Genomic DNA, 26,672 nt, shown 5'->3' with positions numbered 1-26,672 from the left:
CAGCTTTCTTTTTAAGTGTTTTTTCAGAAAATTAAATTTCAACTTCGAATATCTTCATCTGTCAACATAATAGGTTCATTCTCGTTTAGAATTTCGTCAGAAATATCTATTGCTGTTATTGTTTGCAAATCAAATTCGAATATAACCTGTTCATTATCAGACACTACTAAAGGGGGAGCTAGTTTATTAATAGCATCAACAATTGCATCTTCTTCTGTCGGTAAAAGTCTAGACCTTGAATATCGTATAACTCCAAGATTAACCACTCTTATCGTATTGTTTTGGTCGGTATGATCTGATGGTTTAGGAATTGTAAATGAAGAGCCATTTGATAAAGAAATCACCTGATTTCCTAGACGATCGACAACTACATTTGTAACAATAACACCACTATCTACATGATGATAACTATCTATAAAATCACTAAACTGTTGTTCTGTAGGTTTATCTCCTGTCTCAAAATAGGTCTTTAGTACTTCTTTTGGCTGTTTCATATAGCTATCTGATTCTTTCTATATATGTTGCGTAACTATTTCTTCTAAACAATAAACTTTGATTTTGACCATTTGCATTTGTAGAATCATCATAATTTAATGTTAGTTTTATCCTTGGTCTTAGTATTACTTCGGATGGAATTAATGTACCTGTATTTGTTGAATTTCTTAAGACTCCCCCACCTTGCGAAGTTGTAAGTACCCCATCAACTGTTACTTTTCTTTCAAAGGTAAGAGTGTTCCATCCGTTTTGAGGATCTGTAGTAAGCTGACTTACTGCATTGATGACAGTACTAAAATCTATAACTCCTTTTAGACTAGTTCCTTCTATTGAACCAACAAGTGATTCGGTAACGGGATTACTTCCTGCTGTATTAGAAGCAAAAAAACCATTTTGTATGTCTAAGAAATACTCAGTTTTGTATGAAGATGGTGCTATTGTTCCTGTATTTCCGGAAGCTACAAAATTTATATATTCTCCAATAATAGTTATTCTTGATAGACCTCTATTATTAAAAGCTCCTTGTAAACTATTCCTTAAACTAATTTCTGAAGAATCATTTGTATTAGCATTAATATTTATTTGAGAAATACTTGTATAATTATAAACTTTTAAATTAACAAACTGTTGTAAAGAAAGTCTTTCAATTTGATTATCAGAGTTGATCATCAAAACATTATCATTAAAACTTCCTGTATTTAATCGTGTTAATTTTAATTTCTCTATTTCTATTTCTTTAGTACTAAGATCTCCTTGTATAGCATTACCTATATTTAAAGAATTATTGATATTAAAACCACCTATATCAACATTTGCTCCTAAAACTATGTTATTACTTCCGCTACCATCACCTTGTACAGAATTACCGCCGATAATTACATTATTATCACCTTGTACTCTATCTGTTGCAGTTTTAGAACCTATTACAACATTATTGTCTGATCCATTATTTCCATTTGTTCCTAAACCACTAAAAGCTTGAGAACCTAAAATAACATTATCATTACCAACACCATCAAGTATTGAACCTTTGCCTACAACGACATTACGTTCTCCTCTTATTTCTCCTATAGAATCTGGTGTTTCTCTTGTTCCTAAAAGTATGTTTGTAGTATCGGATTGGGCATCTGTTAAATCATTTAATCCTAGTACAGGAGTATTTCCATTTATAAATGATGAAAAATCAACTGTAAAAGTAGAGTTATCATCCCTAGCAAATGTTGCAATTCCTGTATCTGAGTCTACCACACCGCTTGTTAGCCTAGATAAGTTTGTATCATCTATATATAATGATAAATCTTCAGAGTTAATCTCCACACCATCTTTTAATAGTTTGAGTGCGTTTGATTGAATATCGATAGTATATTCTGGTAGTACAGGTAATGCATCTACGTCTTCTCTTTGATATGCTAAGAACCACGTAGTATTATTGGGCATAAAAGATCCTAAGTTATCATAAGCATATGCATTTGCTGGCACATAATCACATCGATACCATACATAATTACCATAAGCTACTTGTGAATCACCTGTTACTTTAAACCTCCTATTTCTTGTTGTAATGGATGAAGATTCTGCTGAATCTTTAATAAATACCGTTGTATTCTTGAAATCTACTGAAATTTTAGAAGTATCAACAAGTAAACGACCGATACCATTAGCTTGATTATAGTACATAGGAAAAGTGCTATAAGAAGCACTATTAGAAAAATCTTCTAATAAGTCATATGTAATCACAACTCTATTATAAAATACTGCTTGTTGTAAATTTTCTACTTTCCTTCTTAAACGTTGATTATCTGTAACCAATTCTTCTAAAAAAGAAAGATCAGGAGTACGATGATTTACATATACATCATCTACATTAATTTGATTATTTCCAAGACCATACGTTCCTTTTCCTGGTTTTAAAAAATAGCTATATGCTTTCATAAACTAAAATGCTTTTTAGGTAAATATTGGTCCATCTCCTTCTCCATCACCTTCTCCAAAACGTCTGACATCAAATTCGAAAATTATATTTTCATCATCAGCCACTACCAATGGGGGATTTAATCTATTAACTGCATTTACTAAGCTGGCTTCGATACTTAATTCTGCTGCGGTAATAGTACCTAAATCAACAATCCTTATTTTATTATTTTGAGAAATATGATCTGTTGGCTTTGTAATTGTTACTACTGTACCATCAGAAAAATTTAAATTTTGATTTCCTTGTGCATCACTTACTACCGAAGTAACAATTGTCCCGCTATCTAAATGATGATAACTATCGATAAGATCACAGAACTGCTGTTCTGTAGGTTTATCACCTGTCTCAAAATACGTTTTAAGGATTTCTTTTGGTTGTTTCATAGACTTACTTATTTAAAAAATAACAACTATTTAATTACATCAATTGGTTGTTGGTTTCTATTTCTTATTATTTCTGCATTATGAACAATAAATCCTTGTATCATATAGTTATCAATGTTTTCAACATCTAAAACTCCTATTTCTAATTTTTTACGAATAGTTTTTTTTGATTCAATCTCCTGTGTTTTACCATCTTTATCAATTAAGAATAACCCGCTTCTAAGTTCAGATGGTTTAACCCATGATACTTCCTTTCCATCTTTACTTACTAAAAGAGGGTGGTCTTTGGTTATATTTAAAACTGTTTCATCAATCATTGTTAATTCGACATAGCTATCAACAGTCTTGACTAACATATCCTTTACTTCTACATCTGTTATCGTAGCTTTTTTAAGCATTCCAGACCATTTAGTATATGTATCACTATTCGCATCAATCCGATTTGGAAAATTATATCCTCTTAACTTATCTCCAACTTTGATATTTTTCAATTTTTTACTTCGCCCATTAGCCAATGTAACATCTGATTCTAAATCAAAGCACCCAACTCCATCATAGTTATCATCATCTTCATTACGCTCCGCTTTTTGACTCCAAATCAAGTTAAAGACTTTATCTTCTGCTTTAAATTCGACAATACCTTTTAAAGGTCCACCTGAATTATTTCTATGGATTCTTACCGTAACTTTTTCATTACCTCTTCCGCTAGAAGGGCTAACACTAGAATTTCCTTTTCCTAATGCATACCACTCGGTATTACTTTTTACATTAACTTCAAAAGTAGTTCCTAAAGAACTGATATTAAGTTTTTCTTTGGGTGAGGTACTAATTTTAATAGCCTCTTTAGGCTTTACATAAATAGTTACATTACTAGCTGCGCTAGCTCCTTCATTATCTGTTGCGGTTAACTTGAAAATATAATTACCTGCCTCTAAATCTTTTACTTTTGTAGATAATTTATTTGGATTTACAATTTTTGCTTTTCCTCCGCTTATTTTAGACCAATTTACCGATACAATTTTACCATCTCTATCTGTTGCTTTACCTAATAATTCGGTCGAATTATTAGGTAAAGCAACGGTTTGTTTTTTTCCAGCATAAACAACCGGTGGAATATTTTTATTCGCTTTATATTCTTTTGATAAATCATCAAACTTTTTTTGTAGTACAGTAGTATTTTCTCCCAACCTTTCTGCCAGAATTAAATCTGAAAGTACTGATGATAATTTTTGCTTAACATTAAGTATCTCGGTTTGTTTTTGAAAAGAATCAATCATATTTTGATCAACAACAAGATCAGAAAGGTTTTCATCCCATTTTGTAAATCCTGTAGCTTTTTCTAAAAGCTCATCATAACGTTCTTTAGTTACTGCTTCAAATCCTTTCGGCAGTTCATTTCCATCAACAAATTCGGATATCGCTTTTAATTGACCTTCAACTATATTTATACCGTATTTCATATCAATTAATAATTTGAATTCTTATTTTAACAAACTGATTTAATCCATGATCACTAACTTCTCTAAAAATAATATCCATACTATTACTTCTTAAATTGTCGAATGTAAGAATTGCATCATTTTCTCTATTAAAATTGCTATTTCCATTAACTTGACCATTACTCTCAATTATTACTATAGGAACATAAGTTCCAAATACACTTTTAGAAAAGTTCACTCTGTAACAAGAGTCTGGGCCATCTAAATGTATAGCAGTAACACCTGACAAATCTCTAGTTACCGTCGTATTGGTCGAACCTATTCCATTTATCAAAAGTTCTCCATAAAGCTTTCTTTGAGCATATGTGGATATTCCTAAGTAATAAGGACTTACTATTTTATTACGATCCGCAAATTCACCATCATCAATTTCATTTCTAGTAGCTATCTCTGCAATACCCGCTCTGGCTGTTGTAGCGGTTGGTGGGGTTAGTATATTTTGACTTGCTACTCCCAAATCACCACTTGAGTTCAATACTAATGGTCTTTCTTGATTTACTGTAACTTGTCTAAGATTACGTAATCTTAAAAAATTATTCTCGGCATCGACATCTAGGTTTCTTACAGGATCAGTTACTTTAACTCCTACTTTTCCATCTGTTTGCACCCTAAACTGTTCTTTCCAAGGTGATTGTCCAGATACAGCTCCTCCAATAGTAAAAACATCTTTAGAGTTCGTTTGCGCATTGTCTCCAATATTTACTCTTAATTCTGTAATGTCAGAAGAGGGAGTATGCTTGCTTATATATACTTCGTCTGTATTAGCGAAAGTACCTCTAAAATATAATCGATTACCTTCTTGATTTGGAACAAATGCTGGTTTATGTTCTCCTAAAACCAATCCACCCGTCATTGGTTTAGACCCATCACGAGGTAAATAATCTTCTTTTATTAAATCAATATCAGCATTAATATTCGAAACATCTGTTGTTAATTCAATAATTGTTTTTAAAGGAATTAGATTTGTAATAATCTTATTCTCAGGACGTGTAGGGCTATTTACATATTGTCCTAACCACTCCTCATACACCCTTTTAGGTTGACCATCAGCGTATTCTAAATACCCATCACCGCTTGTATCGGGTGAACCATCTGGTAGAAATTCAGCTCGAACATCTAAAATTTCTATAGATCTCTTTGCTCCTCCATTAAACTTCAATCGTATTAATTCTGGCTTTGTTACGGTATAAGGGGTGCCAAGCTCTGCATTAATTTCTTCTCTTGTGATTGTCGTAATTATCCAACCGTCATCTGTATCACTAGTCGCCTGTTTGATACGATAATTTTGTGTTGGATCAATTCCCCAATGTGCCATTAGCGCTTCTAACATATCGTTAGCATACGCCCGTTGCAGATGGATTAATGTCTCTTGTTCAAGAGGAAACCCTCCTTTATGTCCAAAATTGACTCTTTTCATTGTTCAATTGTTTTTAATGAAGATTCTTCACTATTCTCATATGTATACCGTCTGGTTTCATAACTTTTTGCAACCAATTTGTAAAAATTAACTACTTTATGAAATTTTGGGGTTTGTATTTTTACTGCATTGGGATGACTTGTATATGGGTGCGCACCTCCGTATATCAACTTATCACTAAGTTTTTCTAACATTTTCTCCTTTTCATTTTCTGGATAATCAGCATCTATAATACCCTGAACTAGATTTTTGTATTCTTCTCTAGTACATAAAACATCTATCGTATCAGGTATATTGATCCTAAAATTGAAATATTCTGTACTACTAAAATCCAAATCGCTAGATAGATATAAAAAGTAACTAAAATCTTTTTGTTCTCCGTCTCTTGTATACGTTATAATTGCCGGTTCACCATTCTCTATTTCATCATGAGTAAATAAGTATTGTACTCTTGGTCTATCTGCATCTTCTATAAATATGAGACCATTATCTGCCTTTTGCTGTGTTTGCATATAGGGCTTATACTCTCGTTCTTTATTGAATAGTTCATTTAGCACTTTTTCGAGATATATCACCTGACCATTATGCTGCATTTTATACAAAGTATCTTCGTAAATACTGGATAAGGGCCTAAGCAATATTTGTAACCATAATGCATGGTTTTTCTTTCTTAAAACGGGCGGCATTAACATGATTAATGTTCTTTGCCAATCTATCTGTGTATATTTTCTTAGCATTATATTACAGATTAAAACTTGGATCGGTTTGTAAGTTGTATGGGAAATAAGTAACAATTATTCCTCCTTTATTATCATCTGCTTCAAAATCTGTATTAAAATAACCCGAAGTTGGTACAAAAAATGCAGTTTCTTTAACACCATCTGTATCATTATAAACGTCAACTCCAGAGGTGTCTAAATCTCGATTATATGGAGCGATTTTTATTGTTCTTAATACCGGCAATCGTACACCTTCTTGTTTTTGTATTTGATCTATTAAAAAGGTAGGTACAAAAGCTCCATTAAATTCAAGAGTTTCGATATAATTTTTGATTGTTTCTTCAACTGGTTTTCTAGATAAATCTTTTACAAGTCTACCTTCATTATCGCCATCTGTATACATAATTAAAGGATCCACATAAACCTCTAGACGTATTCTAATTTTATCTCCTGTTGTGGATACTACTCGGATCTGAGTTCCTGCATCTTTGATTTGATTCATATACGCTTGAAAAATTGTCCTTTCTTGTGTGGTTAAAGCTTTAGGAAGACCATTAATTCGTTTTGCAACCTTCATCGTAACGATACCAACCTGGTTATAATAATATTCGCGAATCAATGATTCTGTATCTTGAGTAGGATTGTTATTAGTTTCATTTTGTTGTCCATCATTTGGAAAAACATCACTAAATAAACGTTCTGAAATCGCACAATGATTTATTATTTTGGCTTCTTCAATACTAGGAATTCCTGTTGTGTCAAATTGAAAATACCCATCTTTCCATATCAAATCTGCACCAGCGATATAATTTAATGCCTGTTCTCTATACCAAGCCAAAGTATGTGGCCTGGATAATAATGCATTGCGCTCTACAATTTTTTCGTGCATCCAAATGGCAGTAGCAACAATATATACCCATAGCCTCCATATTGAAGTTTTTGATGTACTCGTTAATTCACTTTCTAAGGTTTGTTTCTCATTTGGTGTGAGTATTTGTAAAGCATCAAACTGTCCTTCTTTTGCTTTTTGATCTAGTATCTCTTGTTGTATTTCAGCAATGGTACGCGCCATGAATTGTAATTTTTAAGATTCTTGTAGTGCTACAAAAAATTTAACATTAAAGTTTTTTCCTTCTGAAAGTGCTTTGAGAACTTGTGATGAATTAAATACATTAATACTTTCTCTTGTCTTATCAATGGGTATAGAAACCGCTACATTAATAGGAGTTTTTTGACTTGCAGCCAAGATTTCATATGTAGCATTTGCTTCAACAAAAATCGAAAACTCGAGATTATAAGGAGTTATATTATCTCCTTCAAACCTTGAAAAAGTTATTATCTTAGGTAGTTCATCACTACCAACTTTTCTGTAACCTATATTATTTTGCAATAGTTTAAGGCTAATTCCTTCTCCCGAAATCCCCCCAAATCCTTTTATTTCTTGTAATTTTGGTTCTTCCTCATCTGCTGGACAAACAATAAAATCATCTGCAATGATCATGCAACCAATTCCTTCACAATCCTTATCAGGATCTTCTAACAATGCAAATTCTGCATTGGTACCATCGGTTGCCGGCTTAATATTTCTTGCGATATAAAATTCTTGAATTTCTCTTCTGGTAGGTGAACTTATAATTTGCAAATCTTGATATACCGATAAAGACATATCTACTTGATCAATAGTATTATCATCAAGAAGATCAAATAGTCCTTCGATACTACCATACTCTTGGAGTGCCATATCAAAAATACTCTGATTCTCTTGTGGTTTAATAGTTTCCATCGATATGTATATTTTCTAAATTATTTACGTCCAAATCTTTAATAAAGAAATTATCGTATTCTAATTGATTACTAATCTCATTTTCTAGTCGTAAACGAGAAATAATCTCAGGACTTTTAAGATAATCTGTTATACCTACACCGAGAATCGGATGTTCTTTAAAACTACCTTTATGACTAAGTAATAATAGTTCGATATTCTGCTGATCTGTATCGCCTATAGCAAAATCTCCATTTTTAATTACCAAATCTCTATTATTATCAAGTTTAAAATCTTTCATGCTAACTAATTACTGTTGAGTTTGATGTAACGGGAGCTCCGTTATTTCCTAATCCGCTTGATGTTACTTTTAAATTATTTTTAATATGACTTACTACTGCTGTTGCAATTGCACTAGCCATATCATCAATATAGCTGTCAATTTTTGATTGTGCATCACTATTACTAGTTGGAGCACTACCTCCTATATCCACATTGTTTTTTAAAGCAGTTTTTATATCATTTGCTAATAAAGTTGCATTTAAAGGCATAATTATTCCATTATTTCGTTAATTTTTGCGTTGATATCAGCAAGCGCCCCTACATCTGGGCTTACTCCTTGTGCTACTACGATTTTTGATATTTCTGTTATCAAGTCATTAAGTTGATCTTTTAAGTTATTCTCGCCTACCTCTACTTTAAACTTATCTCCCATTGCAAAGTTCAAACCTTTGGCTTCATGATTAAATACAATTGATTCATCTTGTATTACAGCTTGATAACCTTGACCTTCTGAAAAATCAATTTTAACTTCATCTGATGAATACCCTATACTTGATATATCTTTAAACAGCGGAGGTGTATTTGTAATAGGGTTACCCTCAGATTCTAATCTTTTAAACGACAATCTCGATCCATTTCCTCCCGTTTGCATCTGAAAATAGGTGTCATCATCATTGCGTATACGTAAAAATATTTTATCTATTTCAGAATATTGAGAAATAAAGGCACGGGTTTCTGTAGTTTCAATAATTGATGCCAAGACCCAACTACCAACTTTAGGAATACATATAATCCCTTGCTCCTTATCCTGTAAAGATGCTTTTAATCTTACATGTGAGATCTCTGCACCATCTGCTCTCATAACATCTACTGAGTATGCATCTTCATCCTCTGGATGTAATGCATTTTCATCTCTATTTACTCTAATTACTTTGGCGGGATACGTGTGTATTTTTTGCCCTTCAGTAGCTATTTTCTTTATTATGTTTGCGATTTCTGCCATAAATTACTCTTTCTAATCTTCTACTCGTCTACCCACGCTAATTATCTGTCTGTAACCACTAGTACCATAACTTCTCTTTACTTTTTTTACCTGAAAAACTCCATTTTTTTCTTCATCCTCTGCATCTTCAAGTATTATTCTATCTGTTGGCCTCATAAATGGTTCTCCAAAAGTTTCAAAACTACCTGTAAGTCCTGTTTGTTTTTCTTTAGCTAATCGAAAACCAAGAAATGTATTTAATTCTGCCTTTACTCGTTGTTCTTCTTGTTGAAAAAGAGCATCTTGAGTAGGTAGTTCATTTTCATTATCATGTAGCGTGTATGTTTCTATTAATTCTCCATCTCCAGGATCCCCTAATTCAACAAAAATTGGAGTATTAGAATTTATAAAATATTTTTCTGCGCGCATTCTAATGGCAGTAACTTGTTCCCGATTAACCTTAAGTTCATCACGAATAATATTATAAAAGAACCTAAATCTTCCAATTCCTATAAACCCGTCATCACGACTAAAAAAATCTAGAACATCTCGAATTCCTAAAATTGATATTGCTTTATTAAGTAATGCTTGAGGTATCGGTATTTCATCTGATGGGGTATTTTTATAAAGCTCTGTGAAATTCTGTATTTCTTCAATTTTAAAAACATCAGGATTATTAGTAACATGCAACTTACTACAATCATTTTCTAACTTAAAAAATGAATAGATTTTATATTGATCTTTTAAGCATTTTAAATAATTAGCTACAGATGATTTCCTATCGATTATTAATGCACTTAAATTATCTTCAATTTTAAGTTCTTCATAAACAACTCCTAATTCTTGAAGTTTAGTTTCTAAAATCGGTTTGATTTGACTGGGCATTATTGTTTGTGACGGGTTTTGTGAAATCCTATTTTGAGGGTCTTCATTATCCGAAGTACCATCAATAACCATTTTGGTTTTTTTAAGCAGATACATCATATCCTGACATGTAATACATACCGGAGCATCACCTTTTACCTCTGTTATATACCCTCTAAACGCCGGTTTAAAATCACCATTATACCCAAGAAATATTTCTATATAATTATCTTGCTTTAAGTATTCATAAATACTCTGAATTTTTGGACCAATAGGCAACTGTTTTAATACTTCAAACCCAAGTGTACTATTTAATTGATTTACTATTATTTTTTTAGGAATCTTTATAACTGCTGTATCTGTAAAATTATCATATGATGATTCTATCTGAATATCATAAGCATACCCAAACTCATACACCCGATCTGTGGGTATCAATTGGTCATTGGTCTCAAAGACCTTTATTTTACAATTTAGGTTAAGCATTATCCCGAATGATTAGTTCTAATGGTTCATCTGATATTGCCTGAGCTGAAAATTTCTGAATATTTTTAACCCCTTCTATGGATGGGATACTGTATGATTGTATGACAATCTCATGTACCCCTAGTCTATTTAGGATTGCATGAGTGATACGCAAAGAATACGGAGCATTAAGAAATTGTTTTAATAAAAACAGCTTACCTTTTGGGTAATCTTTTGAAAACTCATCATCTGCAATAAGTCCATCTATATTTATTGAAAAATCACCATTAGAAATATGTTCTTTTATAGTATGATTGCGCCCTTCTATTGCAGTAGTTTGAATGTTTTTTGATCTATTAACAGAAATAGTGACTGCATCGATTCTCATAAAAGGAAGTACTAAGTCTCTTTTTATCAGAGGTTCAAAAACCAATGGCGCAAAAACAGGAAGATTAAACTCACCTCCTTTTTTATCTATAATAAAATCTTTAAACTCTGTAACCCCTAGATTTGCTGCTTCATCAACCGCAAAATCTATAAGTCCATCGTATTGATCTAATGCATTTTTTAAATTAATATTAAAACCCATAATATCTTTCTTATCGCTATCTTTTTACTATTGCATCGTATTACCAAATGTTTTTACCAATACATTGGCAATTGCAAATTCTAGTTGTTTGTTTTTGTGATCTTGAAGCCATAATGCTTCTGAAAGTAATTTATAAAACTCATCTACTCCTAAATCATAAGGATCTACATTAAAATAATGTCGTACTAAAGCCGCTGATTTTTTTATTTCATCTTTTCCAGTTTCACTATTGATAGAGATACTTTTATCTGTGATAACTTTTTGTACCAACGATTTACCTGCTGACAACAAAAACTCATCTTCATACTCATTATTTTCTAAAACGCAAGCATTAAACAAGAACTCTAGTGCTTTATACACATCATTCTCTTTCATATCGTTATACGTATCCAGCACCGATAATGTAGGAGTTTTAAAATACGCTACTTCGTCATCATCAGATTGTATCTTTATGATTTGTTTATATTCTTTTTTCCAAAGCAATATTTGATCACTATCTTTTTTCATGAACTACCCTGTTATTGACGTATCTTTTCTGGCTTTAAGTAATTTATCCTCTATAGATTCCTGATCGCTTGCATTTGTAATACTACTCACTATAAAATTGCCTATAGTAATAGTAGGTGCTGTTGTATTTCCGCCTAAAGCATTAAGAATACCAGATGTATCCGGTATTTTAGGGTTTTCATTAAGGTTTAGGCCACCTCCTAAGTTTTTATTTCCTGAATCATTCATAATCAAAAAATTACAATAACTCTATTTTTATAGCACATGATTATGCAATAAACTAGTTACAATACTTCTTAAAAATAGGAAACGCAAATGCTTTACCATGTAAAGAGTATGCATGGTTTTCTGTGTTTGCAGTAAATTTTCTGTAAATAAAAAAAGCTCAGTCTTTTAGGACTAAGCTTTATGCTTATATTTTATATACATATCGTTAACTTGTTCGTAGAAAACCTAACTTATCAAATTAAAAACATACAAGAGATACATAGTTTACTCAGGGCTCAGACGGACATCTAATAATAGTATGAACCTATGGCAATCCAGGGAAACTACCTACAGTTTGTATTTTGATATCTGGAAAACTTTCTGTGACATATACTTTTAAATCGGCTTGATTGGCAAACTCTACAACCTGCCATTCGCCGCATTTATCGGGAAAACTCTCTACAAATTGCACCTTAAGATCAGGAAAACTATTTACAATCTGTACTTTGATATCGGCTTGGTTGGCAAACTCTACAAATTGTATTTTGCCATATAGTTTTTTACCATTAAAGTCGCAAGTATCTAGTTTTTGAGTATTATTTACTTTAAGGTGATTATCTTTTTCCATAGTAAAAGATAACGACATGAATACTACAAATAATATTATAACAGATTTCATAGTAGATGTTTTGAAGTAGTTATATCAATTACCTTGCCATTTGAAGCGTTAAAAAAGTTACAATCCATAACCAACATTTTCAACTTTAATACCATCAATCGGTATCTCAATTATTTTTTCCGTTTTTCTGTCGGCACGCCAAGCTTTATAAATGGTGGTTAGAAATTCCTCATTTTCATCATATTGAGCAATAGCAATAATTTCTTGATCATTTTCGCCATCTTTATAACAAAAATGAATGTATAAACTTTTATCCTTATCAGATAATAATCCGTATTCCTTTCCTGTAAGGTTTAAAGTATCTAAAATTTTATATTGTACATCGGATTCAGACACAAGAGCCTCGTTAAAAATCACAAAACTATCAAGACCTTCTTTTATTTGAACTGTATTGATTGAGTATTCTTTATTATTATATATTTCGCCTACACTAGCTCCTCCTGGACTATAGTAATTTTTGAACTCATTTACATCTTCTATATCACTATATATCCTACCAATTAAATCTTTCTCGACACCTTTTAACTCTTCATTTTTAATAAAAGTATTATTGGCAGAATATATTACCTGAGTATTGCTTTCTTTCTCAAGCGAAATTGAAGTCTGCTTCTTCTCACTTTTACAAGCAATAATAAAAATAAAAAATAGTATACATAAAGAATTAAATTTCATTTGATTTAATATTCAATTTCTTTCAATATTAACCAACTCCTATAAACTTAACAATCTTTATCACACCATTGATTTCTTGTATATTATATATTTCAGTACCTAAGCCGAATTGCACATAATAGCATGAAGAAACATTTTCCATTTCGGTATAAAATATTTGTATATTATCGAAAGTAGAAACATCTTTGAGTTCGCCATTTTCATTAAACACCTCTAATCCGAAAAACTTTTCAAAAGCTTCTGAATCAGAAAATTTATCAATAAAAACAGATTCGTTAGAGATTTCTCCATGAGAGAATATATCTATAGGGAATTTTATTTTTGTAGATAATTCTTTTACATTAGAATTTTCAATATTACTGATAAGATTTCTTATAAAATTTTCTACTCGCTCGTTTTCAGTACTTTCATCGAGACAATTAATATCAGTACTTAAAACATTATTTTTCTCTTTTTTCAAATTAATTTGGGTCTCAATGCTATCATTTTCTGATGATAACCCTTCTTCTCTAATTGGAGTTTTTTTTAAGAATTCTTCTTTATTTGCTTCAGAGTTTTTACAACCAATTACAATTGTCAAAAAACTAATTATTAAAAATGTGCTTCTCATTTTACTTAATTTTCAACTAATTTAATATTTATTTCGTTTTGGGTGCTCCTTTAGCATTCTCTGAAATTATTTTAAATAACTTATTTACTTCATCATCACTTTCATAGTAATCCTTTTTCGTTAACTTATCTATTGATTTTATACTATATTCTATTGGAACAAAAAAACCATTAAAATCTAAACTTCCAGATTTCTTTTTACCAAATGTAGAAAACTTAATAGTATCACCTTGATTACCTCCTAACAAAATATAATCGCCATTTTTATCCAATCCAAATAACATTCCCACATGACCAGATTTTGTATTTGTTCGCCTTGTGTAAACTGTGATCGCACCAAAAATAGGATAAGAAATTCGTTTATAGAGTTTACCTTCATTTTCTACTATATGTTGTGAACGAGTATTATTTGGAATCTTGTAATTAGCTTCTTTAACAACCCATGTAGTAAATGCAGCACACCATTGACCAAAATCATCATTGTCTGGAGAGTATGGATTCCCAGCAGCCTTTAAATACCTATACCCCATAGATAACATTGGCTCTTTTCCTTCATGTGTCCCTAAAGATTTTACTGCTTCTTCAAGTGCTATTTTCATCCAAGGAGATCTAACTAGTAAATCAACTCCTTCTGGTAAAACATCTCCTTCCTTAAAACAAAGTAATATAAATGAATTTTTAATAATTTTTTCTCCCTCTAACGATTCACTACTGAAGTAAAAATACTTGAATTTCTTGTGATTTTCTTCTAAATTTTTAGGTAGAGTTAACTCTAAAATGGCTCTACCATCTGTTCCAACTATTACTTCCTCTGCCAATACTACTTTACTACTATTGGAATAATCTTGTGATGGGACATGGTAAAAGTTCGTTTTTAGTTTTTCTCCTATCATGTTTGGGGCTTCAATAACAGCTTGAATTCTTACTCCATAAGGTACAGCATGTTTTAAAGGGGATATTACTTCTCCTCTATAAGCAAAATATGCCATTGTTATAGATCTTTCTTTAATTACATATATCTTGTTATTAAACCTTACATTACTTTTCTTAAAGGTATATCCAACAGCTTCTATTGTAAAAGATAATAATCCAGCTTCAGAATTTCTAAACTTTACTTTTTCATTAAATAAATTCTCAATACCGAAATCCTCTAAACATACTTCTTCTTTTATACCACCATGATTATCTGTTGTAGTAGTATATGTATACAATAATTTATTACCACTATATAATTTAATTAGTGCTTTTGAATTATGGTAGTAAGGAATTTTTGCAGAAATATAATTTACTTCATCCTTATATCCCGAAGAAGGTTTAATTACCCCTCTACTATCTGTCCATTGCGCTTCAATAATTTCAGGATGAACCACCATTACTGTTGTAGAAGCCTGTTTTTTTCCAAAAATAGGGTCATTTACATATGCAGTAACTTTATACTCTCCTTCTTTAATTCCTTGTGTCTGTTCAACAATAAACTTTTCTCCTTTAAAAGGTTTACCAATTATTGCTTCATTTTTCGTAACAACCCAAGTAATCGCTTCTTTATCTATATGAACGTTTTTACCTAACTTATAAGAAGATGGCACAAAAGCAAGTGTATCTGATGTATTAAAGAGGACAAAATTCTTCTTATTCACCTCTTTAATCGTTCTAATATAATTACCACCAACGGTAAAAGTAGTAGTACTAATTTTTTCTCCAGACTTTGCTACAATTTTATAACAACCTGCTTTATTAAATTTTGTTTTGAGAACCACACCTTCTGTCACCACATCTTTCTCTAATTCTTCATAATTCTTTTGTGCTACGGTATTTTTATAAAACTTTTTCCAAGTGATTGTACTTAAATCTTCCACCTTTCCTACATCTGCTATGGCTTTAAAACTATATTCTTTCTCGTTATTAAATACAATATGTCCTTTGTTTTTTAAACCTTTTACTTTTACCCTCTCAAGCTCTGGTGTTTTAATATGAATAGCAATATAATTGCTTCTTAATTTTAAGTTCTTAGCCTTTTTATATTGTCCTTTTTTATTTTTATATACTGCACTTGATCCATATGCTTCAATAACAAACTCTCCGTACTCTTTAAAAATATAGGTAAAAGTTTTTCCTTCATCTACATGAGTGCTAAGCAATGTGCCATCCTTTTTATATACTTTCCAATTTATATTTACATTATCTCTATTGGCTGTAAATACAATTGGCGTATCTATTAAATGTTTTAATCCTTTTTTATCTTTTGTTACCTTGGATACAGATTTCCCTGTTTCATCTTTAAGTTTACCTAGTCTTACATAAATAGTATCTTTTCCTATCTTAGGATACACGTTTTTAGCAGTAATCTTCTTTAAATCAATAGATAAATTATCAAATTCACTGGGCATTAATAAATCTATGAACAAAAACAATTCCTTATGTTTTTCAAGAATATCTTTAAGAGCAATATTAGAATTATTTAACTTCCATAAAATAGATTCCCAAAAGCTTTTCTTTTTAGGCTCTAATTTTTCATCTGAAATGTACTTCTCTTCGATCTCTTTAATCATTCGCTTACGCAATACTTCTGGCGTTAGCTCTTTTTTAGGTTTTGAAGCAGATATCACTTCTTTATACAACTCTTGAAGACTTAAATTATCAGAATTTTTAACAAATGTATCAAGATCAGTTTCTTTTTTTATTTGCTCAATAATCCCGTTCCATTTGTCAACTTGTGTAGCATCATAATCATCTGAGCTTTCTGTAAGATATTTTTTAGTGATTTTTTGGATCAGCAGCTCTTTATCATTAACAGTAGCTATGTTATTTATGGTTTGATCAGGAGTTATATTGTCAGTAGTAGCTACTGCTGTATCAATACTTTCTATTAAAGACGTCTCTTTAGACTCTTTTGTTATCGAAGATTCTTGAACGTTCTGCACACCAGACGGTGAAACACCTGCAGTACTACCGGTACTCTGCTTGTAAACATTTGTGTTATTATTTTGTTTTGTTGTACCACCAATAGTCCTAGGAATGGTATTGCGATTATTTGCTGTACCACCACTACTCTGATTAGTCAGAAATGCAGTAGTCGTATTTTTATTTTTGACGTGCTTATTTAGCACCTCTTGCATGGCTTGTTGCAGGCGTTGCGCAACATACTCACTAGTTTCGTGTGTAGCTAGTTCTTTGATATCTATATCAAAAGTACCAATGTCTATATTTTTATTAGGCTTGATCACTTACTAAATTTTATCCACTCACTTCTACTTCTTCAAACTCACATCCTTTTATATTTGCTGCTTCTAATGCATTTTTTGCTTGTTCGGACACAAATAACTTTGTTGCACTTTCATCTAACCGAAATAATGGAGGAAAGCCTTTTTTAGGCCATTTCAAAACCAACTTGTCAATATCTCCTACTTCATCTGGATCTAAAAAATCTTCTTCATACTCAGAATTTTCCCTATCAAATACATCCGTATAATCTAATAGCTGAATTGCTATATAATCTTCATTTCTTCTTTGTAAGTCTTCAAGTAATTCACCTTGTTCTATATGGTAGGCTTCCATTTCCTTATGATCAAACATTATAACCGGTATCTCATTATATTTAAAGTCATCTAAATCCTTAAATACCGATAACATTTTTTGACTTAAAATATCTAAATTTAAATCATTATGAGGATAATCTATCATGGGAATTATACTAAAATCTGAGGCAAAACATATTTGGAACGGAAAATCTACTATTTTAATATCCATGGTGTTCAAACGAATATAGTCATCTCCTTCAAAAGGAACATGTATTGCTCCTTCTTGATTCTTCATAAAATCTATATGCCCCCAGGCATCTTTGCTCCTTTTCAATATAAAAGCTTTTTGCTTCATCATACTTTATTCTAATTTTATGCCACTTGGAAGGCCGTTCATCTCTTTCAACAACTTCTTCTCTATACCCTCTAACGAAAGTTTCATTGCTTCCTCTGTAACCGGAGGGATATCTAGTTTTCCGAATTTCTTTATTAATCTTCTTTCATACTCTTCGATAACACCTGTAGTAAGCTTATCCCACTCCTTATGATTTCCTTTATGCAAAGGCAATTTACTAGACATTCCTGTTGGATCTTTTGCAAAATCTTCTACGGTTTCTGCTAAGCTAATACCGTTACCCTTTCTATCCAAATCATATAGATCCTTTTTTCTTGCCAACGTATGTAATTTACTTTTCTGTACAACGTTATCGGCCACTAAATGATGTGCTTGGTGCCCATCTGGCGTACCTAGTATACGTCTAAGTTTACCAGAGACACTTATACGGTTGTTTTTAGGTCCTTTATACTCTATAATTTCTCCTTTATCATTTACCGTAAGTTGAGGCGTATTGGGATTATCTGCATCTAGTCTTTTTATCTGTTTTCCTTTTTTAGTCTTAACAATCTGGTATCCATCAGGAGCTTTTTTAAGATCATTAATCTTTTTATTTAATAAACCAGCTGCTTTTGTATCGGCTATATTTTTTCCTTTGGTACCACTGGTAAAATCATTTGCGACTTTCTTTTTAGGACTTGCTTTAAAATACACATCATAAGTACCAGGCATGCCAATCTCGGGAGGAAAGAAAAATTTTGCACCAGGAAGAGGTTTCGCCAAGAAAAATAAATCTGTTTTAAGTTGACTTAGAGTTGCTCCTACTTCATCAAGTGCGAGGGTTTTTGCTCTTACAAGGTTTAATATGGTTTGCTTTAAAACTCTATTTTTTTCATTATCATCATAATCCCCTTTTCCGTTTTTATTTTTAAACTTTTTGGGGACTTTATCACTTATTTTATCAATAAGTTTTTTATTCATTTTATTAAGTGGCCCTAAAACATCATCTCCCACCTTAGCAATTGTCTTTGCTACTTTGGCAAATTTTCCTAATTTACCCGCCCATTTTGCAGCGTTAGCTGCACCACCAGTAAAAAATGCCAATACTACTTCTAGTAGTACCATGCCTATGATCTTACCGATCACTCTTCCTTTTTCGAAAGCAGATAGTGTACTAAAATTCTGTATTTGTGATATCAATCCACCGCTAATAGCGTCTCCTAATTTTTTAATGTCTTCCCATGATAAACCAATCATCATGGCATACATTTTTTTAAGATCTTCTATAAAAGTGCCTTGCACTAATTTTTTAATCACATCTATTATAGAAGATACCAGATCAACTAAACCAACCAATGCATCCCATATCCCAACTACAAAACCTTCTATGATACCAACAATAACTCCGGCTATACCTGCTGCAACATCTACAATGATCTCACCTACATTGATCATTTCATTAACCAAATCGGGACGTTGAGAGAGCTTGCCTATTTTTGCCAAATACTCGATATAGGCAGCTGTTGGAATACGTAGTACAGTATATAAGGGCACTTGTACAGTTTTATATAATTCTCTAGCTTTTTGAAACCAAGGATCATGTGCATCTATAACACCGCTATGTACTTTTTCAAAGATTCCTTTTTCTTCTTGTTTAAAATAGAGTCCGTGATCATGATCGCTACTTTGATTTAAAAAAATCAAAGCCTCTGCTATAGTTCTTTTGTCTTTACCCCTCTTGAAGTTATAATTGGCAAAATAGGTATTGATAATACTTTCTAATCCTTCTCCTTCTTGTTTGACGTAATGATAGGCCTGTGTAAAATTATCAAGAATTGCATTCTTCTCAAGGATCATGATATGATGGCGTTCTATATGCCCTTGTTTACCATCATTGGTTTGTATAAAAGCCCAACCTTTTGCGTTTTGAGAAGGGCCGATATATAAGATTTCTTCTCCTGGTTTATAAATTGTTGTGGCAATATTAGTTGCGCTGACATTTTTACCACTTCTAGCGGATACATATTCTGTATCATGTGGACTAGCTGTTTTATGAAGGCGTATACCAGAGGAAGCAATAATAAAAGCTCTTGTATTAGTAATAGTTCTAGCTGTAACCACTACTTCGTCGAGCTGCAATGACCATTCGCCATTTAGATACATATATGTTTGTCCTTGTATTTCCCTAGTTTCGAACTCTTCGGGATACATGGGTACCATAACATACTCCAGCTTTCTTTTAAAGTCTTCTACCGCTTCGTCAAGAGTGTTGCCACTTGCCTGGAGTTTGTTAATATATGTTGCCATAAATTGTTTATAAAACCTCTATCTTAACAGGTTTTGGTTGTATAAAATCTGAAAAAGAAGTCGTGATGTTAAGTCGTAGATCGTCATCATCTTCGATATCGGTATCACCTCCTAAATAACAGTTTTTAAACAAGACTTCTAATGCCTTAAATTCGTCCATTTTCGATGCTTGCAGTACCGCTGAACGTATATCTATTGTTGGTTTTCTGAAATATGCAAATAAAGTAGTGCCGTCATCATCTTCTACAGATAATTTAACCACTCTTTTATATTGGTATTTCCAACGCTTTAATTGTGCATCGGTGATATTACCGTCTAATAATGCAACTTGAGCTGCAGTTTCTGTATTTTCCATAGCTTCTAAAAGCATTATGTTAAAAACAAACCCCAAAACAATTAATACCGTCTGGGGTTGTTGTATTCTATATTCTAAAAATTCTTTCTAGTTCCACTCGATATGCGAAACGATCAAATCTATTGAAACTTCAATTTTTGTATCACCCTGACTCATGTTTCGGTTATTAGATTTAAACTCACAATTACGAATAACATGCGTAATTATGGCATTACTTTCATCTAAAAAACTAACTTTTACATCAAAAGGTGGTGAATCCATTAATCGCTGTCCTCTGGGTAATGCTGCTTGTATTGCTTCAACTTCGTAGTTATACAGTGTCATCGACGCATTAGCTTCGTATTTCCCTCTACCTCTATGTACTGGCATATTACCTGCACCATAATGGTTTTCTTTCATTTCTGTATCGTCATAACTAATAGACGTAATCCCGGTAACGATGCGATCTAAAAGATTTACTTCTATAGAGGACCAACTATGTCGTTGGCCGTTTATTAATGGTAAATGTGACATATTTCTTATTTTATACTATTATTATTTATGATGCCGCCGCAGCGTTAATTTGAAATGGGTTCTTAAATCCTAGATCAACTACAATTTTACGTGCCGTTCCTAAAGGCACAATTGCAATCTTTATATTTAACTGAGAATTTGCTAGGATATCCTGATTAGGATCTACAAAAACATCTATATCTGAAGCTTCCTCATTACTTATCATGCGCTCTAATGCCGATCTACAAAGAGTTTCATAACCTTTTACTACAGAAGGAGGTAGTTTACCTGTTTCTGGATCAACCAATACTGGTGAATTAAGTTTTGGAAGTAGTGCTGTCCGTGAAATTCTGGCAGCTTTATTAATTGTTCGATTAGCTTCTATAAAAGCAAAATCGTCTGTTTCTAAAGTGCATGTATGACTGTCATTAAAATAAACTCCAGGAATACCAATATGTTTACGACTAAAAATATATCCAAGATTATTTAAGGTTCCTTGATCACCTTCTGTAGGTAAATCTAAACCTCCGACATAACCTACTGATCTAAAGCCTTCTCCGGTAAGATTAAATTTCTCTATCCAAGCTATATTTTCAGATACTTTTGCTCTTGACACTGCTCCTAACAAAACACCTACCGCTGCCGTATTTTTAAAATTACCACCGGTTTCGTTAGCTTTTTCAGGATCCATAGCAATAGTTACTGATACGTTAGGAGCATTAAGTCCTCTTAAGTTTTCTGCAGTTGCGACACCAGGACCACCATCTACTATTAACTCCCCAAAACCTTTACCTTCTAAAAGGATTTCTAATGGTCTATAATCTGTTTCAAAAGCTTTTCTAGTTATTGTTGCTGCTACACCCACAGCACCAGTAGTTTCTGCAAATGTTGTAGTTAATTTACCAAATGAAACAGCAAGTTGTCTAATTTCTCCGTTTGCTTTTGTCAATAAATTGTCAGTTTGTGCAACTAAATTCTGATAGGTATCCTCAGTGTTATCACCAATAGCAACAGAATTATCAACTCCCATTACTAATAAATCTCCAGAAGGATTAATTCTGAAAAACTGTGCTATTTGATAATAAACAGAACAGCCATTTTTATCTATAGAACTTACAAATCCTGAACCCTCTGCATCTTCTAATGACGCAAATCTATATAAACGTCCTACTTCTATATTTGGGTTTTCACTTTTCTTTGTTCCTGAAGGAGATAAATCAAATAATAGTCCAGAAACCATATCCCTATCAGGAGTCCTACGGCCTAAACCACCAGACAATTTGTTGATAACAACGTCATTTAATAAATTACCCATTATGTATGAATTTAATTTAAGTTTATACTTTATAGTGTTTAACACCTAAAGATAAAATAGCAAACTAAAAAAAATGAAAAACACGTATTACAAAAACAGTAGTTTCAGTAATTTATGCAACTTCAACCAAAATAGGGCTCTGATTTAGTATGTTGTAAATTGTGCGCTCTGATAAAAACAATCGTTCAGAAAGTTCTGCAACAATAAGCTTCATTTGCTTATCTTGATTCTCTAAAACGTAATTTTGAACGTATCTTCTTCTTTTTTCTAGCAAATCATTTTTTCTTTTCATATTTACTTTATTTGTGAGCTTAGTTTTTTAAAAAAATTAATTATGATTAAAGTTCTACATCCTTATTATTCACAATAAGATGTTCTTCTACATTTTTATATACTAATAATTTTTTTCCATTATATTCAACTTCGTTATAATCATCTAAATCGTATCCAATTTCTTTAAGATTCTTTCTTACCAATTCTTTATCTTCATCTATATCATTTTGAACAAAGAATTCATTAGAAATCATCGTATATCGTTTTTTATACTCTTTCTCTATTAGCGTAGTACTATAATTAATTTCCCAGATGTAATAATTGTTTTTTGCCCAGTGATCATCCTCTACAGTATATTGTCCTTCTCGCACTTTTAATGCAGAATTTGTAATCAATGGTATAGTAGTTACACCATTCAAAATATCTTGTTCATTCTTAGTTCTTTCACTTTTATTAGGATGAATTAGAATGGCTTGATCTATTTTACGAGCCAATTCAAAGCTTTCTAAATAATCATTTGCATAGGAAGGCGCTAGTATTACAAAGACACTAAAGTCAACATCGGCTTTATATTCTTTCTCGGAAGAAGTATTCCAGACAATATTATTATACTTAAACAAGATAAGTGGGTATGTAACCCCAGTATCCTCAAAAACATTATCATTAAATAAACGCACAGTATCATTTTGCGTTTGACCCGGATTTATGATCTCATGTATCTTTTTTTTCTTTTGCTCGTAAAATTGCTGTAAGACCATAATTATTGATTTAGTAAATTTAATTTCTTTCTTTTCAGTTCTTTCTTCTTTTGAAAAACCATTATTCAATTTATTTTGTATACATTTATTGTGTAGATAATTACCCCTTAAATATACCAACATATTACCGAATACAAAAACATTTTACAGAATATTGCTGTTAAATAATTATTATGGATTCAATGGATATTCATAAAAGAGTTAAGGAAATAATTGAGGAATTAGACTTGTCGAACAATTCTTTTGCTGCCAAAATTGGCGTTACCAGTACTACTATTGATAGTATTACGGGAGGGCGTTTACAACCAGATGGAAGCAGAAAAAGAACAAAACCTGGATATGATATTTTAAAAAATATTATTGAAATTTTTGATGTAAACCCTTATTATTTATTTGACATGAGCCAACAAATGTTTCGAGACAAAGAATTAGAGAAAATTGATTTATCTGCACTTACAAGTGATCTAGATTTAATAAAAAAGCGTTTAGAAAAACTAGAAAGTACAAAAACTACTAACGGTTCTAGTTTAAAAACTTAATTACAATCTTATTCCTAATTCTACAGTAGTAAGGTCTGATTATTCTGTGAAATTTTATTCATAAAACAGGTGATTTGTATTTTATGAGGTTTCTGGGTATCTTGTTATGACAAACAACTAAATAACAAATTATCATGAAAATCGCCAACAAACCTCCTATTTGGTTCTGGATTATTGCAATTCTTGCCTTACTTTGGAATATAATGGGTGTTCTTGCCTATTTGGCTCAAGCATATATTACAGATGAAGCTATAGCTTCTTTACCAGAAGCAGAACAAAGTTTCTATAATAACATGCCTGCGTGGGTAACTGCTGCCTTTGCCATTGCTGTATTTGCAGGTGCTCTAGGGTGTATTTTATTACTTTTAAGAAAAAAAATAGCATCAATTCTATTTATACTTTCTTTGATCGGTATAGTTATGCAAACAACCTACAATTTCTTTTTACAAGATTTTATTGTTCTGTCAGGAAGTAGAATGGTAATGCCTATACTTGTGTTGCTTGTTGCAATCTTTTTAATCTGGTTTTCAAAAAAAACCACAGTAAAAGCTTGGATTTCATAATTTGCAAAACTATTTAAGAAATACAGGATTATGAGTGATCTTGATAATTATTCTTTTACAACAATCATAGTTGCTTTTACTCCTGTAGTAAGATTCCACTCATTTCCCGTTATTAGGACACCTTGATCATCATAGAGCTGAAATTCTGCAGTATTGGGACCTGATTCTCCTTGATTTAAAGCCTGAATATCTATTTTATTAAATCCTTTGGTCAAATTGATTTTAATACCTTGAAAAGCGCTAGATAGATAAATTTTAGATCTAATCACATCATCATTTATAAAGATGCGTACCTGATCTCCATCTACATGCTCATGATCTCTGTATACAAGATGAACAAATTTGCCTGAACTTTTGAAATCTCCTAGATACTGATCACTTTTAAACTCATCTTTGATAGCTTTATCTTTTTTAAACCACTTAGGCGTAATTTCTGTATTTGGTTTAAAAAAACCATCATCGCCATTCATATTAAAGGGTCTCTTAGGTCTTCCATATTCAGATAATTCTTTCGGAAGGCTATATAGCGTAATTTTACTATCCGATTTAGGTGTTTCTAAACCAGTTGATAAATCAAATTTACTAGCTTTAAGATCACTCTCTCTATCTATTTTAATTGACGAACCCGTTTCCACTTGCCCATTCACAAATGAACAAATACAAATCGAAAAACATAAACAAAACAGTGATCTCATACTCATAAAAACATCAACTAATGTGCCATAAAGATAAATAATATACTATATTATGGCTGTTAATAATATAAAAAAACTTTTTCGGATTTCAATATTTTGGGGAAATCCTCACTACTTACTTATTAGATATACATTATCTTTGTCGTAAAAAGGTTCTATGACTTACTATATCATCGGAGGAATACTTCTATCTATAATTCTCTTTTTGTTGATACAATATTATGGTCTTAAAAAATCACTAAAGAATAAGGATAGAGAGTTAAAGTCTTTACAAAGGGAAACAAAAAAACAAATACATAGACAACAAGACTACATTACTGTCCTTAGTCAAGAATTAAGAACTCCATTATACGGCATTATGGGATTAACAAATCTTATTGCCGAAGAATATCCAGAACTTAAAGATGATAAAAAACTAAAATCTCTGAAATTTTCTGGAGATTACTTATTAAATCTTATTAATAATGTACTTCATATAAATTATTTAGATGTTGAAGGTATTAAGTCCCAAAACAATTTGTTTAACCTTCAGGAAGTGACTCAAAACCTTGTAAATTCATTTAGTTACGCAACAGATAATAGTGATAATACATTGCATTATGATTTCGATCCCGAAATTAATCCAATGGTCATTGGCGATGCTTCTATTCTATCACAAATTTTGATGAATCTTATTAGTAATGCCTTACGATTTACAAAAAATGGAGACGTATATTTTTCTGTACATTTAATTAAAAGTAAACATAACAGTAATAATATCTCTTTTAAGGTTAAACATAATGGGGATGATATTTCTTCAGAAGATCAAAAATCTATATACCAAGAATTTATTAACGTTGAAAGTGCAAAGAAATCTTATTTAGGTACTGGTATTAACTCAAGAATAGTTAAAGGCTTAGTAAATGTGATCAATGGTGATATTATCATTCAAAAAAATGCACAAGAAGGTTCTGAATATGCTCTTGTTTTAGACTTACAGGTACAGGACGATAAAAACGATAATATCGAAGACCATAATAATAGCAATGAGGCTAATACAAATACCAAACGAAAAGCTCTTATAGTAGATGACAATAAACTAAATTTATTAGTAGCCGATAAAATTCTTTCTAAAGAGCATTTTGAGTGTACAACGATCGATAATGGTTTTGATGCTATAGAATTGGTGAGAGAGAATCGATATGATGTTATCCTTATGGATATTAACATGCCTAAATTAAATGGAATTGGTACTACTAAAAGAATAAGAGAATTTAATCTTAAAACTCCTGTTATAGCATTAACAGCTGTTGATATTACTCAATTAAACAGACAAATTATTCACGCAGGTTTAAATGATTATATTCTTAAGCCCTATACCAAAAATCATTTATTAGAAATAATCAATAAACATCTTGAAAATCCAATACTGAATCAATAG

30 protein-coding genes are annotated in these 26,672 nt (G+C 31.6%); 3 read left to right on the top strand and 27 right to left on the bottom strand.

Translation table 11 applies throughout. From position 1 onward, the window contains the following. Positions 1-38: 38 nt before the first annotated feature. The 26 genes from AWE51_RS04110 to AWE51_RS03985 all read right to left on the bottom strand — a co-directional run bounded on the left by AWE51_RS04110 (position 39) and on the right by AWE51_RS03985 (position 23,455). Positions 39-494: a hypothetical protein gene (locus AWE51_RS04110; RefSeq protein ID WP_066309844.1), complete on the bottom strand. Its 456-nt coding sequence runs from the start codon at positions 492-494 to the stop codon at positions 39-41. Between the two features lie 4 nt (positions 495-498). Further along, positions 499-2,427: a hypothetical protein gene (locus AWE51_RS04105; RefSeq protein ID WP_066309841.1), complete on the bottom strand. Its 1,929-nt coding sequence runs from the start codon at positions 2,425-2,427 to the stop codon at positions 499-501. Positions 2,428-2,442: 15 nt separating this feature from the next. After that, the gene (locus tag AWE51_RS04100) at positions 2,443-2,850 is read right to left on the bottom strand and encodes a carbohydrate kinase family protein (protein WP_066309838.1); all 408 of its coding nucleotides are present in this window, start codon (positions 2,848-2,850) and stop codon (positions 2,443-2,445) included. A gap of 26 nt (positions 2,851-2,876) precedes the next feature. Further along, positions 2,877-4,310, bottom strand: a complete 1,434-nt coding sequence (locus AWE51_RS04095) for a PKD domain-containing protein (RefSeq protein WP_066309836.1) — start codon at positions 4,308-4,310, stop codon at positions 2,877-2,879. A gap of 1 nt (position 4,311) precedes the next feature. After that, a complete protein-coding gene (locus tag AWE51_RS04090; protein ID WP_066309834.1) occupies positions 4,312-5,766 on the bottom strand; it encodes a hypothetical protein in 1,455 nt (484 codons plus the stop codon). After that, on the bottom strand, positions 5,763-6,503 hold the full coding sequence (locus tag AWE51_RS04085; RefSeq protein WP_066309832.1) for a hypothetical protein: 741 nt from the start codon (positions 6,501-6,503) through the stop codon (positions 5,763-5,765). The genes AWE51_RS04090 and AWE51_RS04085 overlap by 4 nt, the downstream gene beginning before the upstream one ends. 4 nt (positions 6,504-6,507) lie before the next feature. Next, positions 6,508-7,557, bottom strand: coding sequence for a hypothetical protein (locus AWE51_RS04080; RefSeq protein WP_066309829.1), 1,050 nt, complete (start codon positions 7,555-7,557; stop codon positions 6,508-6,510). Between the two features lie 12 nt (positions 7,558-7,569). Next, entirely contained in the window at positions 7,570-8,268 is a 699-nt protein-coding gene (locus AWE51_RS26850; RefSeq protein ID WP_066309823.1) for a hypothetical protein, read from the bottom strand. Then, positions 8,255-8,548, bottom strand: a complete 294-nt coding sequence (locus tag AWE51_RS04070; RefSeq protein ID WP_066309821.1) for a hypothetical protein — start codon at positions 8,546-8,548, stop codon at positions 8,255-8,257. Before AWE51_RS04070 ends, AWE51_RS26850 begins: the two co-directional genes overlap by 14 nt. A 1-nt stretch (position 8,549) precedes the next feature. Further along, positions 8,550-8,798: a hypothetical protein gene (locus AWE51_RS04065; protein WP_066309819.1), complete on the bottom strand. Its 249-nt coding sequence runs from the start codon at positions 8,796-8,798 to the stop codon at positions 8,550-8,552. Between the two features lie 2 nt (positions 8,799-8,800). After that, positions 8,801-9,532 carry a hypothetical protein gene (locus tag AWE51_RS04060; protein ID WP_066309817.1) on the bottom strand — a complete coding sequence of 244 codons (732 nt, stop codon included), beginning with the start codon at positions 9,530-9,532 and terminating at the stop codon, positions 8,801-8,803. Positions 9,533-9,544: 12 nt separating this feature from the next. Beyond that, positions 9,545-10,861, bottom strand: a complete 1,317-nt coding sequence (locus AWE51_RS04055; protein WP_066309814.1) for a hypothetical protein — start codon at positions 10,859-10,861, stop codon at positions 9,545-9,547. Next, on the bottom strand, positions 10,854-11,429 hold the full coding sequence (locus AWE51_RS04050) for a DUF6046 domain-containing protein (RefSeq protein ID WP_066309811.1): 576 nt from the start codon (positions 11,427-11,429) through the stop codon (positions 10,854-10,856). Before AWE51_RS04050 ends, AWE51_RS04055 begins: the two co-directional genes overlap by 8 nt. Positions 11,430-11,456: 27 nt before the next feature. Continuing rightward, entirely contained in the window at positions 11,457-11,936 is a 480-nt protein-coding gene (locus tag AWE51_RS04045; RefSeq protein WP_066309809.1) for a hypothetical protein, read from the bottom strand. Between the two features lie 3 nt (positions 11,937-11,939). After that, on the bottom strand, positions 11,940-12,164 hold the full coding sequence (locus tag AWE51_RS04040; RefSeq protein WP_066309806.1) for a hypothetical protein: 225 nt from the start codon (positions 12,162-12,164) through the stop codon (positions 11,940-11,942). Between the two features lie 304 nt (positions 12,165-12,468). Beyond that, positions 12,469-12,822 carry a hypothetical protein gene (locus tag AWE51_RS04035; protein ID WP_066309803.1) on the bottom strand — a complete coding sequence of 118 codons (354 nt, stop codon included), beginning with the start codon at positions 12,820-12,822 and terminating at the stop codon, positions 12,469-12,471. Between the two features lie 57 nt (positions 12,823-12,879). After that, positions 12,880-13,494: a hypothetical protein gene (locus tag AWE51_RS04030; RefSeq protein ID WP_066309800.1), complete on the bottom strand. Its 615-nt coding sequence runs from the start codon at positions 13,492-13,494 to the stop codon at positions 12,880-12,882. Positions 13,495-13,522: 28 nt separating this feature from the next. Beyond that, entirely contained in the window at positions 13,523-14,104 is a 582-nt protein-coding gene (locus tag AWE51_RS04025) for a hypothetical protein (RefSeq protein ID WP_066309797.1), read from the bottom strand. Between the two features lie 28 nt (positions 14,105-14,132). Beyond that, positions 14,133-17,327, bottom strand: a complete 3,195-nt coding sequence (locus AWE51_RS04020) for a C40 family peptidase (protein ID WP_066309794.1) — start codon at positions 17,325-17,327, stop codon at positions 14,133-14,135. A gap of 10 nt (positions 17,328-17,337) precedes the next feature. Continuing rightward, positions 17,338-17,955 (bottom strand): imm11 family protein, encoded by a 618-nt coding sequence (locus AWE51_RS04015; RefSeq protein ID WP_157766013.1) that lies wholly within the window; start codon positions 17,953-17,955, stop codon positions 17,338-17,340. Between the two features lie 27 nt (positions 17,956-17,982). Then, entirely contained in the window at positions 17,983-20,262 is a 2,280-nt protein-coding gene (locus AWE51_RS04010; RefSeq protein WP_066309790.1) for an AHH domain-containing protein, read from the bottom strand. 7 nt (positions 20,263-20,269) lie between these two features. After that, the gene (locus tag AWE51_RS04005) at positions 20,270-20,632 is read right to left on the bottom strand and encodes a hypothetical protein (protein WP_232517334.1); all 363 of its coding nucleotides are present in this window, start codon (positions 20,630-20,632) and stop codon (positions 20,270-20,272) included. A 72-nt stretch (positions 20,633-20,704) separates the two neighbouring features. After that, positions 20,705-21,130 (bottom strand): hypothetical protein, encoded by a 426-nt coding sequence (locus AWE51_RS04000; RefSeq protein WP_066309787.1) that lies wholly within the window; start codon positions 21,128-21,130, stop codon positions 20,705-20,707. A gap of 25 nt (positions 21,131-21,155) precedes the next feature. Then, entirely contained in the window at positions 21,156-22,424 is a 1,269-nt protein-coding gene (locus AWE51_RS03995; RefSeq protein ID WP_066309786.1) for a DUF2586 family protein, read from the bottom strand. 112 nt (positions 22,425-22,536) lie between these two features. After that, positions 22,537-22,716 (bottom strand): hypothetical protein, encoded by a 180-nt coding sequence (locus tag AWE51_RS03990; protein ID WP_066309784.1) that lies wholly within the window; start codon positions 22,714-22,716, stop codon positions 22,537-22,539. Positions 22,717-22,762: 46 nt separating this feature from the next. After that, entirely contained in the window at positions 22,763-23,455 is a 693-nt protein-coding gene (locus AWE51_RS03985) for a hypothetical protein (RefSeq protein ID WP_157766012.1), read from the bottom strand. A gap of 173 nt (positions 23,456-23,628) precedes the next feature. Between AWE51_RS03985 and AWE51_RS03980 the strand changes: the two genes are divergently transcribed. Beyond that, on the top strand, positions 23,629-23,994 hold the full coding sequence (locus tag AWE51_RS03980) for a helix-turn-helix domain-containing protein (protein ID WP_066309778.1): 366 nt from the start codon (positions 23,629-23,631) through the stop codon (positions 23,992-23,994). Between the two features lie 134 nt (positions 23,995-24,128). Next, complete coding sequence (locus AWE51_RS03975) at positions 24,129-24,557, top strand: hypothetical protein (protein WP_066309775.1); 429 nt, start codon at positions 24,129-24,131, stop codon at positions 24,555-24,557. A 47-nt stretch (positions 24,558-24,604) separates the two neighbouring features. Here the strand turns inward: AWE51_RS03975 and AWE51_RS03970 are convergent, their stop codons facing one another. Then, positions 24,605-25,204 (bottom strand): hypothetical protein, encoded by a 600-nt coding sequence (locus AWE51_RS03970; protein ID WP_082832306.1) that lies wholly within the window; start codon positions 25,202-25,204, stop codon positions 24,605-24,607. 205 nt (positions 25,205-25,409) lie between these two features. On the opposite strand from AWE51_RS03970, the gene AWE51_RS03965 reads away from it, so the two are divergent. After that, entirely contained in the window at positions 25,410-26,672 is a 1,263-nt protein-coding gene (locus tag AWE51_RS03965; protein ID WP_066309770.1) for a response regulator, read from the top strand.

Source organism: Aquimarina aggregata (genome assembly GCF_001632745.1).
Taxonomy (GTDB): Bacteria; Bacteroidota; Bacteroidia; order Flavobacteriales; family Flavobacteriaceae; genus Aquimarina; species Aquimarina aggregata.
This window is presented reverse-complemented; position numbering and strand designations above follow the sequence as displayed.